General features: G+C 65.8%; 16 protein-coding genes. 9 read left to right on the forward strand and 7 right to left on the reverse strand.

What is annotated here, in order from left to right; genetic code table 11:
* Window positions 1-2: 2 nt before the first annotated feature.
* Window positions 3-407, reverse strand: coding sequence for a hypothetical protein (locus V9K97_RS00075; RefSeq protein ID WP_157613390.1), 405 nt, complete (start codon window positions 405-407; stop codon window positions 3-5).
* Between the two features lie 395 nt (window positions 408-802).
* Here V9K97_RS00075 and V9K97_RS00080 point away from each other — a divergent pair, with 395 nt between their 5' ends.
* Both V9K97_RS00080 and V9K97_RS00085 read left to right on the forward strand, forming a co-directional pair.
* On the forward strand, window positions 803-2,161 hold the full coding sequence (locus V9K97_RS00080) for a homoserine dehydrogenase (protein WP_337315736.1): 1,359 nt from the start codon (window positions 803-805) through the stop codon (window positions 2,159-2,161).
* A gap of 123 nt (window positions 2,162-2,284) precedes the next feature.
* Complete coding sequence (locus V9K97_RS00085) at window positions 2,285-2,620, forward strand: DUF1090 family protein (RefSeq protein WP_337315737.1); 336 nt, start codon at window positions 2,285-2,287, stop codon at window positions 2,618-2,620.
* 31 nt (window positions 2,621-2,651) lie between these two features.
* Here the strand turns inward: V9K97_RS00085 and V9K97_RS00090 are convergent, their stop codons facing one another.
* Window positions 2,652-3,503 (reverse strand): PA4780 family RIO1-like protein kinase, encoded by an 852-nt coding sequence (locus tag V9K97_RS00090; RefSeq protein WP_337315738.1) that lies wholly within the window; start codon window positions 3,501-3,503, stop codon window positions 2,652-2,654.
* 78 nt (window positions 3,504-3,581) lie between these two features.
* Window positions 3,582-4,880, reverse strand: coding sequence for a GNAT family N-acetyltransferase (locus tag V9K97_RS00095; protein WP_337315739.1), 1,299 nt, complete (start codon window positions 4,878-4,880; stop codon window positions 3,582-3,584).
* A gap of 222 nt (window positions 4,881-5,102) precedes the next feature.
* Here V9K97_RS00095 and V9K97_RS00100 point away from each other — a divergent pair, with 222 nt between their 5' ends.
* From V9K97_RS00100 to V9K97_RS00120, 5 genes are all read left to right on the forward strand, one after another.
* On the forward strand, window positions 5,103-5,483 hold the full coding sequence (locus tag V9K97_RS00100) for a helicase SNF2 (RefSeq protein ID WP_258505699.1): 381 nt from the start codon (window positions 5,103-5,105) through the stop codon (window positions 5,481-5,483).
* 143 nt (window positions 5,484-5,626) lie between these two features.
* Entirely contained in the window at window positions 5,627-6,598 is a 972-nt protein-coding gene (locus V9K97_RS00105; protein WP_337315740.1) for a Bug family tripartite tricarboxylate transporter substrate binding protein, read from the forward strand.
* A 72-nt stretch (window positions 6,599-6,670) separates the two neighbouring features.
* The gene (locus V9K97_RS00110; protein ID WP_337315741.1) at window positions 6,671-8,065 is read left to right on the forward strand and encodes an acyclic terpene utilization AtuA family protein; all 1,395 of its coding nucleotides are present in this window, start codon (window positions 6,671-6,673) and stop codon (window positions 8,063-8,065) included.
* Complete coding sequence (locus tag V9K97_RS00115; protein WP_258505702.1) at window positions 8,062-8,427, forward strand: AtuA-related protein; 366 nt, start codon at window positions 8,062-8,064, stop codon at window positions 8,425-8,427. Before V9K97_RS00110 ends, V9K97_RS00115 begins: the two co-directional genes overlap by 4 nt.
* A 47-nt stretch (window positions 8,428-8,474) precedes the next feature.
* Window positions 8,475-9,443: a Bug family tripartite tricarboxylate transporter substrate binding protein gene (locus V9K97_RS00120; RefSeq protein ID WP_337315742.1), complete on the forward strand. Its 969-nt coding sequence runs from the start codon at window positions 8,475-8,477 to the stop codon at window positions 9,441-9,443.
* A 22-nt stretch (window positions 9,444-9,465) separates the two neighbouring features.
* Here V9K97_RS00120 and V9K97_RS00125 read toward each other — a convergent pair whose 3' ends face one another.
* A complete protein-coding gene (locus V9K97_RS00125) occupies window positions 9,466-10,266 on the reverse strand; it encodes an NAD(P)H-dependent oxidoreductase (RefSeq protein WP_337315743.1) in 801 nt (266 codons plus the stop codon).
* A gap of 89 nt (window positions 10,267-10,355) precedes the next feature.
* Here V9K97_RS00125 and V9K97_RS00130 point away from each other — a divergent pair, with 89 nt between their 5' ends.
* On the forward strand, window positions 10,356-11,249 hold the full coding sequence (locus V9K97_RS00130) for a LysR family transcriptional regulator (protein WP_337315744.1): 894 nt from the start codon (window positions 10,356-10,358) through the stop codon (window positions 11,247-11,249).
* Between the two features lie 22 nt (window positions 11,250-11,271).
* On the opposite strand, the gene V9K97_RS00135 is transcribed toward V9K97_RS00130, so the two are convergent.
* The 3 genes from V9K97_RS00135 to V9K97_RS00145 all read right to left on the reverse strand — a co-directional run bounded on the left by V9K97_RS00135 (window position 11,272) and on the right by V9K97_RS00145 (window position 12,716).
* Complete coding sequence (locus V9K97_RS00135) at window positions 11,272-11,625, reverse strand: DUF2200 domain-containing protein (RefSeq protein ID WP_337315745.1); 354 nt, start codon at window positions 11,623-11,625, stop codon at window positions 11,272-11,274.
* Window positions 11,626-11,633: 8 nt separating this feature from the next.
* Window positions 11,634-12,080, reverse strand: a complete 447-nt coding sequence (locus tag V9K97_RS00140; RefSeq protein WP_337315746.1) for an SRPBCC family protein — start codon at window positions 12,078-12,080, stop codon at window positions 11,634-11,636.
* A 141-nt stretch (window positions 12,081-12,221) separates the two neighbouring features.
* Complete coding sequence (locus V9K97_RS00145; protein ID WP_337315747.1) at window positions 12,222-12,716, reverse strand: Lrp/AsnC family transcriptional regulator; 495 nt, start codon at window positions 12,714-12,716, stop codon at window positions 12,222-12,224.
* 65 nt (window positions 12,717-12,781) lie between these two features.
* Here V9K97_RS00145 and ilvB point away from each other — a divergent pair, with 65 nt between their 5' ends.
* Entirely contained in the window at window positions 12,782-14,563 is a 1,782-nt protein-coding gene (ilvB, locus tag V9K97_RS00150) for a biosynthetic-type acetolactate synthase large subunit (RefSeq protein ID WP_337315748.1), read from the forward strand.
* Window positions 14,564-14,586: the final 23 nt, after the last annotated feature.

Below are 14,586 nucleotides of genomic sequence, written 5' to 3' on the forward strand. Positions count from 1 at the left end.
GTTCAGAGGTCTTCGATGACGAGCGTGCGGTAGCGCTGCGCGATCGAATACGGCACGGCGCGCACCACCTCCATCAGGCGGTTCGCTTCCTCTTCGTTCTTCGTCTTGACGAGCAAGGCCGTGTGGCCTTCGCGCGCGAGCTTGGTGTAGGCGCGCACCGTGGCGGCGTCGGTACCCGCCGAAGGCAGCGGGTCGTCGGATTCCTTCACAGTGGGGGTGATCTCCTCGAGCACCGTTTGCGGCGGAATCAGGTAGATCTCGTCGCCGCTCACGCCCTTCTGGAGCAGCTGATGGCCGATGCGGTTGGCGTCTTCCGCGCTCGGAAACATCACCATCGAGTAGCCGCTCGGGTAAAAGGCGCCGCCAATGGTTGCTCGCATGCGGGGTTCTAGGACGAAGTTCTTCATGGTGCTGCCTCCAGGTGATGCAGTTCTTTGCTTTGCCCACCACGCTAGGCCTCCGGCGGCCCGTGCGCTGTAGGCCTGCTCCCTATATTTCCGCAGGTTGGCACGGCAAAGCGTGCGCAATGCCCCGGCAGGCTCCTGTACACTGCGCCTCTCATGTCTTGCTGCCTTTTCCCCACCGCCGATTGCGCCGCCTCCATGGCCCGCATGATGCCGCCTGCCTTTGCGCGGGCGAATGGGGCATTGGTTGCACGAATGATTACCACCATTACCACCGCGGCCACCTGAGCACGCGCAGGTGGCCGTTTCGGCAGCCACCTGGTGTATCGCTCTTCTCTCCGAATGATTGAAACCCAGCTCTGGCAGCTGGGTTTTTGTTTTTTCATCCGGAGATTTCCATGTACCGCGATCCAGTCCAGTTACTCGAACCCTTGCCCAGCCGCAGCGCGGCTCCCCACGCATTGCGCGTGGGCATGATCGGCATTGGCACAGTCGGCTCGGGCACGTTTCGCGTGCTGGCCCGCAACCAGGCCGAGATTGCCGGCCGCGCCGGGCGGCCGATCGAGGTGGTGATGGTCGCGGCGCGCAACCTGGCGAGGGCCGCCGCCGTCGTGGGCGGGAACGTTCCGCTGACGGACGACCCGCTGCGCGTTGCCACACACCCCGACGTCGACGTGGTGGTCGAAGTTGCCGGCGGTACCGGCCCGGCACGCGACTGGGTGCTGGCCGCCATTGCCCACGGCAAGCATGTGGTCACGGCGAACAAGGCCCTGCTGGCGGTGCACGGCGCCGAAATCTTCGCAGCCGCCCGGCAGCATGGCGTCGCCGTCGCCTACGAAGGCGCGGTGGCGGTGAGCGTTCCCATCGTCAAGGCGCTGCGCGAAGGGCTCACGGCCAATCGCATCGAATGGGTGGCGGGCATCATCAACGGCACCACCAACTTCATTTTGAGCAAGATGCGCGATGAAGGCCTGGACTTCGGCGCCGCGCTCGTCCAGGCCCAGGCGCTGGGCTACGCGGAAGCCGACCCGGCTTTCGACGTGCAGGGCATCGACGCCGCGCACAAGCTCACGCTGCTGGCCGCCAATGCGTTCGGCACGCCGGTGCGCTTCGATGACGTGCAGGTGGAAGGCATCACGGCGCTGCAGCGGGTGGATGTGGCCTGCGCGGAGCAGCTGGGCTACCGCATCAAGCTGCTGGGCGTGGCGCGGCGGCGGAAAGACGGCGTGGAGCTGCGCGTCCAGCCCGCGCTGGTGCCGGCCTCGCACCTCATGGCGCATGTGAACGGGTCGATGAACGGCATCATGGTCAAGGGCGACGCGGCCGGCGTGACGATGTACTACGGCGCGGGCGCCGGCTCGGAGCAGACCGCGTCGGCGGTGATTGCCGACCTGGTCGATGTCGCACGCCTGGCGGGCACCAGCGCCGCCCAGCGGGTGCCGCACCTGGGCTTTCATGCGCATGCAATGAACACTCTGCCTGTGGTCTCTCGCGCCGACGTGTGTTCGTCGCACTACCTGCGAGTGCCCGTGCATGCCGCAAGCGGCATCGAGGCCGTAGCGGGCTGGGCTGCCGGCCGACAGCTGCCGGTGCGGCAAGTCGCGCTTGCGGCCGGGCAGGCCGGCACTGCCCCGCAGGTGCTGGTGCTGACCCAACCGGTGCGGCAAGCCGCGATGGACCTGGCCCTGGGCGCACTCCAGGCGCTCCCGGCGGTGGCGGGAGCAATCACGGCGCTGCGGGTGGAGGAACTGGCGTGAAGCGCTTCCTTCTAACTGGGACAGAATGCGCCCGAACGCGGGCGCCTGCACCGCACATGCAATGGGAGCCGCAATGGATGTCTATGGGTTGGATGAGCTTCAAGCCTGCGAGGGAAACCGCGCGTGAAGCGCTGGTTCATGGCTATCGCGCTGGCTTGGGCAGCTCCCGTCTTTGCCCAGCCGGTGGAGCAGGCCAGGCAAGCGGAGGGTGCGTCCTGCGAGGCGGAAGAAGCTGCGCTCGAGCGTGAGATGGACCTTGCGCGCTCCCGGGGCCAGATGCTGCGCCGGCGGCAGCTGGCCGAAACCCTGGCCGCGCTGCGCACGCGTTGTCACGGCTCGGAAACTCAGCAGAGCCGCGCGGCCCGCATCGACAAGCTCGAGCAGGAGATCCGCGCGCTTCGCTCGGAACTCGAACGCGCCGAAGATCAACTGCGCGACCAGAGAAACCAGCGGCCATGACAGGTTGCCCCGCCAAGCATCAAGCTGCTGCCTAGAGCCGCGGCAGCTGCATGCGCACCCGGCGCGCCGCTTCTTCCTCGCGCGCATCGTCCACTTCGCGCATCACATTGCCCAGGTCGACAGGGCCGGTGTCGCGCACGTGCGTGCCGGTGAGCACCGATTCGACGCGCAGCAGGCCGCGCTCATACAGGTGCCAGATCTCGTCGCCGTAGTGTGTGTCCAGCAGCTCCGCCGCAAACTGGCCGAAGAAGTTGCGCAGGTTCTCCACGTCGCGCAGCAGCATGCGCCTGGCGTGGTTGTTGCCCGCCGCATCCACCGCCTGCGGCAGGTCGATGACCACCGGGCCGTCGACCGACAGCAGCACGTTGAACTCAGACAAGTCGCCGTGCACCACGCCCGCGCACAGCATGCGCACCACCTCCTTCAGCAGGCTGCCGTGGTGGCGCACTGCCTCTTCAGGCGTAAAGGCCACATCGTTGAGCCGCGGCGCCGCGTCGCCGTTGGCGTCGGTCACCAGTTCCATCAGCAGCACGCCTTCAAGAAAGTTGTAGGGCACCGGCACGCGCACGCCGGCTGCCGCCAGGCGGTAGAGCGCGTCGACCTCGGCGCTTTGCCAGATGGCCTCGGTCACCTGGCGGCCGAAGCGCGTGCCCTTGGCCATGGCACGCGTTTCGCGCGAATTGCGCACGCGGCGGTTCTCGGTGTAGTCGACGGCTTGACGAAAGCTGCGCTTGTCGGCTTCCTTGTAGACCTTGGCGCAACGTGTCTCGTCGCCGCAGCGCACCACGTACACCATGGCTTCCTTGCCGCTCATCAGCTGGCGTACCACCGTGTCGATCAGTCCTTCGTCGACCAGCGACTGCAGTCGTGGCGGTGCTTTCATCGATGTTGCTCCCTCGGGGCCAGCGGGCGGATCGAGAGGAAGGCCCTCAGGCTTTCCGGGCCGATCTGGTAGGCCGCATCATGCCTGTGCGCGGCAAAGCCCAGCCGTCGGTTGATGGCGAGCATGGGGGCATTGACCTCGGCGTTGTGCGTCACGGCCATCATGACGGCGGGATGGCGCTCGCGCACCAGCTGCAGCATGACGGCCTTCACGCCCCTTGGCCAGGCCCTTTCCGCGCCAGAGAGGATCCACGGCTGTGAGCCGCTGGAACATGCGGTCGGGGTACAGCTGGTTCCAGCTGGCGTCGCACACCGCGGCCACTTCGTCGCCGTCGAGCAGCAGCACGAGGAAATGCTCGCCGCCGCGCCGGTCGATTTCGGCATACCAGGCGCGAAAGTCCTCGAGCTCATAGCGCATGGGTGGGCACTCGAGCTGGCTTGTGGGGGCGTCGTTCAGCAGCGCGGACAGCGGCGCCATCAGCATCCCAAGGCGCTCGAAGGGCACCCGGCCGGCGTGGATTTCCAAGCGCAACCCGCGGCCCGCTGCGAACGCATGGGCCCGCCAGCGAGCGAGTTCGGCGTCATTGAGATCGGCGAACACCATGCGGTTCTCGATGCTGCGGTGCTTCTCGGCCGCACCGACGGCCGCGAGAAATGCGTGCCCCTCGGGAAGCGAGGCCTTGATGGTCGCCATTGTCTTGCCGCGCTCTTTCATGGCGGCAAGCAGCGCGCGCATGAGCATGGTGGCAATGCCTTGCCGCCGATGTGACCGAAGCACACCGCCCCACACATCCACGAAGGGCGCATAAGCCTGGTAATCGGGCGTGCCTTCGCGGCGAAAGCTCATGTTGAGGCTGCCGACGATGCTACCGCAGCCATCCAGCGCAAAAATGCGATGCACGACCTGCAGGGGCGTGTGCTGGCGCACGTTCTGCATCGTGTCTGCATCGCTCGGCCAGGGTTCGCCCGGAAAGTCCCGCTCGTTGCGGAGGCGCCAGTAGGCAAGGGCCTTCCTCCACTCTTCAGCGGATGCCTGCTGAGGATCGAAAACAGAAGTTGCGAAATGCCGCACATTCGCGGCACGGGGTTCAAGCATGGTGAGCCTTGATGATTCTGGAAACGGGCAATCGCGGCCGGCACCTGCATGCCGACGGCGGCGTTTGAATCTCGGGCGGTTTGTCGCTGCGGCAGCAGTGCCGCAATGGTCGAACCGGCTGTGCCCGTTCAGGGCTCGCGCTACGGGAGAAAGCGCGTCAGCAGGCCATTGAAGAATCGACAAACCGGCCGGGAGTGGGGCGTTGAATAGCTGTGTCTTCCATCGCGCACCTCCGGTCTGGTTGTTTGTCGAAGCGTCGAATGTAGCGGCCTTGTTGCGCAATGTGAAGTGACTTGTGGCATCCGCACTGCTGAGCCATACCAGTTTTCGCGCGTCATTTCAAAAGCCGGCGCATCGTTTCCACGTCGCGGTTGCCGGGATTCCATTCGACAAGGGTTTGTACTTAGATGTGGTCGCAGAATTGATTTCACGGACCTGCGCATCGAGCAAGAACGGTTCGAAGCATCTCCAACCCATTTCAAGCTATTGAACAAAGGAACCTGAATGACCGCCTCCAAGCTTTTTTCCGCCGCTGCATTGGCCCTGGTAACTGCTGCTGGTGCCGCCCATGCCGAAACCTATGAAGGCGTCCATCCCCTGACCTCCGCCGAAAGCCGCGCCGACGTGGCCGCCGGCGCTGTGGTTGCCGCGCGTGTGGGCAATCCCTACGCCACCGGTGCCGATTCGGGACCAACCTCTGCGCCGGTCGCCATGAACAGCCGCGAAGCCGTACGCGCCGAAGCGGTGGCCACGGTTCGCAACGCCGATCCGTACGCCGAAGGCGCCTCGTCGGGTGTCGCCCCGATGGTGGCGGGCGCGGTAGACCGTGCAACGGTGCGTGCCCAAGCCTATGCTGCCGCGCGCGGCGACGCCTTGCCGCTGTAATTGCCTGGCAGCCGCACACCTCGTCTGCAAGGACGATGCACCGAAGGCCGGTCCTGCGAAAGCAGGCCGGCTTTTTCTTTGGGCACGCCAGCGGCGCAATGCTGAGCTAAGGTAGCCGGTCGGCTCAAGCCAGGATCTTGAAAATGAACAACAGGGGCAAGCTCGCCGTATTCCTTCTCGCATGCGCAATGAGCCTGGCTGCCCAAGCACAGGAGTGGCCGGCAAAGCCTGTGCGCGTGATCGTTCCCGCGCCGCCGGGCAGCTCGCTCGACCTGATCGCGCGCACGTTGGCCGACCGGCTGCGAACAATGTGGAAGCAGCCCGTCGTGATCGAGACCAAACCCGGCGCGGGCGGCCTGATCGGCATGGACGCGGTGGCGAAGGCGCCGCATGACGGGTACACGCTGGGCATCGGCTTCAACGGGCCGATTGCCTTCGGCCCCTACATGTACAGCCGCATGCCGTATGCACCCGCGCGCGACCTGGTACCCATCGTGCTCACGACCTCGCAGCCCAATGTGCTGGCAGTGCAGGCCGGCAATCCCGCGAACACATTGCCGGAGTTCGTGGCATGGGCGAAGAAGCAGGGCAACGGGTTCAGCTATGCGTCGGTGGGAGCGGGGAGTTCTTCCCATCTCACGATGGAAATGTTTCGCAGCACCGCCGGCATCGAGGCGGTGCACGTGCCTTACGCGGGCTCGCCGCCGGCCGGGCTTTCGGTGGCGGCGGGCGATACGCAAGCGCTGTTCACCGTGGCGCCGGCACTGCTGCCGCTTATCCAGGGCAAGCGCATCAAGCTGCTGGCGATCACCAGCGCAAAGCGCTCCGAGCTCATGAAAGACCTGCCCACGGTCGCGGAGTCCGGTTACCCCGGTTTCGAGGCGCTGGCCTGGAACGGCCTGTTCACCGCAAGCGGCACGCCGCCAGAGGTGGTGCGCCGCATCAATGCCGACGTGAACACCGTACTGCAGGAGCCGGCCGTGCGCGAGTTGCTGGCTGGTCAGGGGCTTGTGACGGGAGGCGGCTCGCCTGAAGAATTCAGGTCCTTCATCGACAGCGAGGGCCGCAAGTGGGGGGCCATCATCGGCAAGGTCGGCATCCGGCTCGATCAATGATCCGGAATTTGGATCAATCGATCTGAATTTTCGATTTTACGGATGAAGGCGGGCTGCCTAAAGTCCGCCTCGATGAACGCCACCGCCTCGCCCCCACTGCTGATCGGCTGCGCTGCCGGCTTTTCCGGCGACCGCACCGACGCGGCCGGGCCGGTGGTCGATACGCTGATCGCCCGGCTGCAAGGCGGCCCGGCGGAGCAACGCGCTTTCCTGATCTTCGAGACGCTGGCCGAGCGCACGCTCGCGCTCGCCCAACTGCGCCGACGCGACAACCCCGACGCCGGCTACGAGCCCTTGCTCGATGCCATGCTGCGGCCCGTGCTGGCGCGTTGCCTGGCGCACGGCATTCGCATCGTGAGCAACTTTGGCGCCGCCAATCCGCGCGCCGCGGCCCGTCACATCGCCCGCATGGCACGCGAGCTCGGGGCCGCTGCGCCGCGCATCGCGGTGGTGGAGGGTGACGATCTCTCCGGCCCCTCGAATCTTGCGCTGTTGCACGAAGCGCTTGGCGCGCAGATGGACGGCCTGCACATCGTCAGTGCCAACGCCTACATCGGCGCCGAGCCGATTGCCGAAGCGCTCGACGCGGGCGCGCAGATCGTGGTGTGCGGCCGCGTGGCCGACCCGTCTCTCACGGTAGGCCCGGCCATGTCGCACTTCGGCTGGCGCGCCGACGATTGGCACCGGCTGGGCCGAGCCACCATGGCCGGCCACTTGCTCGAATGCGGCGCGCAGGTCTGCGGCGGCTACTTTGCCGACCCCGGCTACAAGGATGTGCCGGGCCTCGAAGAAGTGGGTTTCCCGATTGCGGAGATCGATGCCGACGGTCACTGCACCATCGGCAAGGCCGACCGCACCGGCGGCCTCGTGAGTGAGGCCACGGTGAAGGAGCAGCTGCTGTATGAGGTGCACGACCCGAGCGCCTACCTCACGCCCGACGTGGTGGCCGACATCGCCGAAGCCGAGGTCACGCAGCTGCCGGACGCTGCGAATCGCGTGGCGTTGTCGGGCGTGCGCGGCCATGCGCGGCCGAGCCACTACAAGGTGAATGTGTGCCATGAAGGCGGCTGGCTGGCCGAGGGCGAAATTTCCTATGCGGGGCCGCGCGCCGAGGCGCGTGCGCGGCTCGCGGCGGACGTGCTGCGCAAGCGGCTGGGCGGCCTTGCGCTGCGCGTGGACCTGATCGGTGCGCTGAGCATTCTTGGCGACGACGCCGGCCGCATGCTGGCCGATACGCCGGACGCCGGCCTGCGCGACGTGCGCCTGCGCATCGCGGCCTCGCATACAGACCGTGCGCAGGCCGAGCGCCTCACGCGCGAAGTCGTGGCGCTCTACACCTGCGGGCCGGCGGGCGGCGGCGGTGTGCGCACCGCGCTCACGCCGCGGCTCAATACCTTGTCGTGCCTGCTGCCGCGCGAAGCGGTGCCGGTGAGCTTCGAACTGCTTGGCGCGGAGGCTCTGGCATGAACACGCCGACAGACTTCATCGAAGTGCCGCTCTACCGTGCCGCCCATGGCCGCACCGGCGACAAGGGCGATCGCTCCAACATCAGCGTGATCGCCTGGCATCCGGACCTTTACCCGCTGCTGGCCGAGCAGCTCACGCCTGAACGCGTGGCCGCGCAGTTTCGCCACCGCGAGCCCTCGCGGGTGCAGCGCTTTTTGCTGCCCAGGCTGCATGCGATGAACTTCGTGCTCGATGCGGTGCTCGACGGCGGCGTCAACGATGCGCTGAACCTCGATGCGCACGGCAAGGCGCTCTCGTTCCTGTTGCTGGACATGCCCATTCGCGTGCCGCGCCCGCTTGTGCCGCTGCTGGCGGGGCCATAGCGGCAATTCGACTTCTTTTCCTCACCCATCCATCCGGAGACAAAACAATGAAACGACGTTCCCTCACCCTTTCGGCTGCCGCACTGGCCCTGGTGCCGCTGCTTGGCCATGCGCAGCAGGCCTTTCCGGACAAGCCCATCACCTTCGTGGTGCCCTTTGCAGCCGGTACGGCCACCGACCAGATCGCACGCGCGCTGGGCAACAGCATCACGGCGGAAACAAAGCAGCCCGTGGTCATCGACAACAGGGCAGGTGCAAGCGGCTTCATCGCCTCGCAGCAGGTGGCCAAGGCCGCGGCGGACGGCTACACCGTGCTGATCACCACCAACACCACGCACGCGGCCAACGAGCACCTGTTCAAGAAGCTGCCGTACGACCCGGTGAAAGACTTTTCGCCCATTGCCGCGCTGGGCAAGGGTGGGCAGATCATGGTGGTGAACCCCTCGTTCCCGGCCAAGAGCGTGGCCGAATTCATCGCCCTCGCAAAGAAGGAGCCGGGCAAGTACAGCTTTGGCAGCGGCAGCTCGTCCAGCCGCATGGCGGGCGAGTTGCTGCAGCAGATGGCCGACATCAAGCTGCTTCACGTGCCCTACAAGAGCAACACGCTGGCAGTGACCGACCTCTTGGGCGGGCAGATCCACATGATGATCACCGACGCGGCCACCGGGCTGCCGCAGGTCAAGGGCGGCAAGCTGCGCGCGCTGGGTGTGTCGAGCGCGGCGCGCTCACCGCTCGCGCCCGACGTGCCCACCATTTCCGAGGCCGGCGTGAAGGGCTATGAAATGGGCTACTGGTTTGCGGCCTATGCGCCCGCGAAGACGCCGCCGGCCGTGGTCAAGCGCCTCAACGAACTGCTGGTGAAGGCCGCGAAGAGCGAGTCTGCCAAGACCGCGTTCTACGAACCGACGGGCACCGAAGTGTTCACCACCTCGGCTGAGGAGCTCGCCAAGTTCCAGACGGCGGAGTCGCAGAAATGGGGCCGCATCGTGAAGGCCGCTGGCATCGAAGCCGAGTAACCGGGGAAGGCGGCGGCCGCTGCTAGCGCACGTTCGCGCCCTTCTTCGGAGCAGTGTGCGCCGCAAAGCCTGATTCACCCGGCGCGATCTCGTCGCGCAGCGTGAGCGCCGGAATGTCGTAGTCACCAAAGTTCTGCGGGCGGAACGGAATCGGGTCCGTCGTCCACAGCGTGTCCAGGCGACGGCCGAGCTCTTCGGTAATCCTTGCGTAGGCGGCAGCGTCGACCTTGCCGGTGCGGTAGACCACGTAGGGCGGCAGCACGTCGAAGCCGGGGTAGTACAGCACCCCGTGGTGAATGGGAAACAGCAGGTCGTCCATCGGTCCGTTGATGCCTCTGGCGCTGTAGTGCGAAGCCCAGCCACCGGTGCTGACCACCAGCATGGCTCGCTTGCCGCTCATCACGCCTTGGCCGAAGCGGTCACCCCAATGCGAGTCGGAGTGCTCGCCAACGCCGTAGGCAAAGCCGTAGGCATACACGCGATCGATCCATCCCTTGAGGATGGCCGGCATCGTGTACCACCACAGCGGAAACTGGAAGATCACCGCATCGGCCCACCGCAGCTTGGCCTGTTCGGCCGCGACCTCGTCGCGCTGGGTGCCGCCCTCAAATGCGCGCAACGAGTCGGTCACCGGGTCGAAGTGCGCGCCGGGCTCGATGTGCGGGAAGTCGTCCGCGTCGAGCGTTGCCTTCCATCGCATGGCGTAAAGGTCGGACACGCGCACTTCGTGTCCGGATTGCACGAGGCGCTCCACCATGAACTGCTTGAGCGATCCGTTGAGGGAGCGGGGCTCGGGGTGGGCATGAACAAGAAGAATTTTCACGGCTGCATGTTGCGTTGAATGACGATGCATGCAGGTTAGGTACAGCCGAGCTATATTGGAAATGAATATTTAAAATTCCAGGAATAGTGTTGAACAATTTCAATCGGCTCGACCTCAACCTTCTGCTCACGCTCGATGTGCTGCTGGCAGAACGCAGCGTCACCCGTGCAGCCGAGCGCCTCAACCTCTCACAGCCCTCGGTAAGCGTGCAGCTCGCCAAGCTGCGCGAAGTGTTCGGCGACCCGCTGCTGGTGCCCGCGCAACGCGGCATGCGGCCGACCGCCCGCGCCGATGAATTGCGCGAGCCGCTGCGTGCGGCGCTGGAGTCGCTGGGCCGCGCCGTGGCGCCCACCGGGCCTTTCGACCCCGCCGAGGCCACCACCACCTGGCGCGTGGCCGCGGCCGACTATGCCGAGTCGGCGATTCTTCTGCCTACGCTTGCCGGGCTGCGCGCGGCAGCGCCGAACACCCGCCTGGCCGTGGTGGAGGCGGTGCCTTCGCGCATGCCCCGGCAGCTGGAGCAGGGAGAGATCGACCTGTTCTTTCATACCAGCGTGGGTGCGCCCCCCGGGCTGCACCGGCGGGTGCTGTTCCACGAGCGCTATGTGCTTGCCGGGCGCACAGGCCATCCGCGCCTGAAGCGCCGGCTCACACTGGCGCAGTTCTGCGCGCTGGAGCACGTGGTGGTGTCGCAGGGCGGCGGCGGCTTTATCGGGCCCACGGACGAGGCGCTCGCGAAGAAAGGGCTCGAGCGCCGCGTGGCATTGTCGGTGCCGCACTTCCTTTTCATGATGTCGGTGCTGGCCAGTACCGACATGGTCGCGATGCTGCCCGAGCGGCTGGCGCGCGGCGCGCCGGGGCTTCGCGTGGTCGATGCGCCGCTGGAGGTGCCGGGCTACGAAATGGCCATGCTGTGGCATGAGCGACGGCACCGCGACCCGGCGCACCGATGGCTGCGGGAGCGGATTGCCGAAAGCCTGTGAACGGCAACCGCTTGCAGAAAAACTACTTTCGCAGAATTTTCTCCATTGCCTTGCCTTTGGCGAGCTCATCGATCAGCTTGTCCAGATGCCTGACCTTCTGCATCAGCGGATCGTCGATGTCTTCCACGCGAACCCCGCACACCACGCCCTTGATGAGCGAACTGTTCGGATGAATGGCCGGAGCTTGGGCGAAGAAGGTTTCGAAATTGTTCGCCTGCTCGATCTGCTGCTGCAGCCCGGGCATGTCATAGCCCGTCAGCCAGCAAATGATCTGATCGACTTCTTCTTTCGTCCGGCCCTTGCGTTCCGCCTTTTGAACATACAAGGGATAGACCTTCGCAAAAGGCATCGTGGAGAACGACTGCCGGGGCGCCATCGGTTTTCTCAACCCGGAATATCGGGCTCGACCAGCTGGGCCAGCGCAACCAGCGACTCTTGCCAGCCCAGGTAGCACATCTCGGCAGGAATCACGTCGGGAATGCCTTCCTGGACGATGGAGATTTCAGTGCCGCAAGACACCCGCGTCAGCGTGACGCTGGTCTTCATGGTGCCCGGCAGGTTGGGGTCGTCGAAGGCCGCATCGTAGGCAATGCGCTCGCCGGGCACGAGCTCCAGGTATTTGCCGCCGAACGAGTGGCTGTGGCCCGTGCCAAAGTTGGTGAACGACATGCGCCAGGTGCCGCCGACCACTGGCTCCATGCTGTGGACCTTGCCGGTAAATCCGAAGGGCGGCAGCCAGCGCTCGAAGGCGGCGGGCTCGGTAAAGGCGCGGTAGAGCCGGTCCGGCGGAGTGCGCAGTACGCGGTGCAGACGAATGGTGTTGGTAGCCATGGATGTGTTCTCCTGAAGTGCAGAGGACGACCCTCTACTGGCACGACGAACGAGCCGCCGGGAAATCGACACGACGCTCTGTTTTTTTAGACCCGCCCGGCGGCCGGCCGATAGTACCGATTCGAGCCCGCGTTGTGCCGGTCAGATCACAGGCACGCTGGTTTCTTTCAGCACGCGCAGCACGAAGTGCGACTTGCTGTGGCGTATGCCGGGAATCTTGTAGAGCTTTTCGCGCAGCAACCGCTCGTAGTCGCGCGTGTCGCGCACAGCAATGCGGATGTAGTAGTCGTAGTCGCCCGAGACCAGGTAGGCCTCCTGGATCTCGGGGATGGTGGCGAGCGTGCGGCCGAAGTCGTACAGGGTTTCGTCGGTATGGCTTTCGAGCGTGACCTGCACGATGACCGAGTCGTGATAGCCGAGCTTGGCCGGGTCGACGTCGATGGTGTAGCGCTTGATCACGCCCGTGGCTTCGAGCTTCTTGATGCGCGTCCAGCAGCTGGTGGGCGACAGGCCGACCTCGTTGCCGATTTCCTGCAGTGTCTTGCGGGAGTCGAGCAGCAGCACCCGCAGGATCGCCAAATCGGTCTTGTCGAAAGATCCTTCTCCGTTATTGCCGGTTTGACGATTGGTTTTCATGAATTAAGCCGAATGAGCCAAAAGAAAGATGCAAATTCTGCATCAAAGCCGGAAGAATCGACGGCATGCGACTGCTCGACCTTCCTTCCACTTCTTCTCCACCCCTGCCGCCCGGCCCGGTTTCCCGCGTTCGCAACGGCGCCGAGGCCCTGCTCGACACGCTGGTCGAATGCGGCGTCGACACGCTTTTTGGCTACCCCGGCGGCGCTGCGCTGCCGCTCTACGACGCGCTTCATGGCGAGCCGAGGCTGCGCCATGTGCTGGTGCGGCACGAGCAGGCGGCGGTGCATGCGGCCGAAGGCTATGCGCGCACCACGGGGCGCGTGGGCGTGGTGCTCGTCACTTCGGGGCCGGGCGTTGGCAACACCATCAGCGGCCTGCTCGACGCCATCAGCGATTCGGTTCCGCTGCTGTGCATCAGCGGCCAGGTGGCAACCGGCGTGATCGGCACGCAGGCCTTCCAGGAGAGCGATGCGCTCGGCATGTCGCGGCCCGTGACCAAGTGGAACCAGCAGGTGCGCAAGGCCGACGACGTGCCGGCACTGGTGCGGCGCGCGCTCGAAATCGCGGCCTCGGGGAGGCCGGGGCCGGTGCTGCTGGATGTACCCAAGGACGTTCAGCTTGCTCGGCTGGGCCATGGCACCGCATCTGCGCCGATGCGTGCTTTGCGCGCAGGGAGGGCGGCGCTGCCCCCACGCGCCATGCTGCAGCGGGCGGCTGACCTGATTTCAACGGCGCGCCGGCCGGTGCTCTATGGCGGCGGCGGGTTGATCAACTCGGGACCCGCTGCGTGTGAGGCCTTCGCGCAATTGGTGCACCGCCTGCATGCACCCTGCACGCTCACGCTCATGGGGCTCGGCGCCTTTCCTGCGTCTGACCCCCAGTTCATCGGCATGCTGGGCATGCACGGAATGCTCGAGGCCAATCTTGCAATGCACGAGGCCGACCTGGTGGTGTGCGTGGGTGCGCGCTTCGACGACCGCGTCACCGGCAAGCTCGATGAGTTCTGCCCGCATGCGCGCAAGATCCATATCGACATCGATCCGGGCAGCATCAACAAGGTGGTGAAGGTCGATGTGCCGATGGTGGGCGATTGCGGCGCCATCGTCGATGCCCTGCTTTCAATGCTGCCCGCCGAAAGCTTTGCGCCGGAGCGGCTCGCGCCCTGGTGGCAGCGCATCGAGCGCTGGCGTGCGGAAGATTGCCTCGGCTTCGAGCCGCGAAGCGATGCAATCCTGCCTCAGCAACTGATGGCGTCGCTGCAGCAGGCCATCGACGGGCGAGACGCGATCGTGTCGACCGACGTGGGCCAGCACCAGATGTGGGCTGCGCAATATCTGCGCTTCGAGCGGCCGCGCCGCTGGCTTACCTCGGGCGGTGCCGGCACCATGGGCTACGGACTGCCTGCGGCCATCGGCGCGCAGGTGGCGCACCCGGAGGCGCTGGTCGTTTGCGTGAGCGGAGATGCCTCGGTGCTCATGAACATCCAGGAGCTTTCAACCGCCGTGCAGCACCGCACGCCGGTAAAGCTGGTGCTGTGCAACAACGGCTACATGGGCATGGTGCGCCAGTGGCAGGAGCTCAACCACGGCAACCGGCTGAGCCACAGCTGGAACGAGGCGCTGCCCGATTTCGTGGCGCTGGCCAAGGCCTTCGGTTGGGGCGCACGGCGGGTGTCGGACCCTGCCGAGCTCCAGGCCGCGCTGAATGAATGCCTTGAGAGCGACGGTCCATTCTTTCTCGACGTGCAGGTCGCGCCGCAGGAGAACTGCTTTCCGATGATGCCTTCGGGGCACGGGCATCACCGCGTCATGCTTGGGAAAGACCGCTGGTTCGAGGAGCGCTGAGCGGCCCTGATGCACGAGGCAGG

Source organism: Variovorax sp. CCNWLW186 (assembly GCF_037203865.1).
Classification (GTDB): Bacteria; Pseudomonadota; Gammaproteobacteria; order Burkholderiales; family Burkholderiaceae_C; genus Variovorax.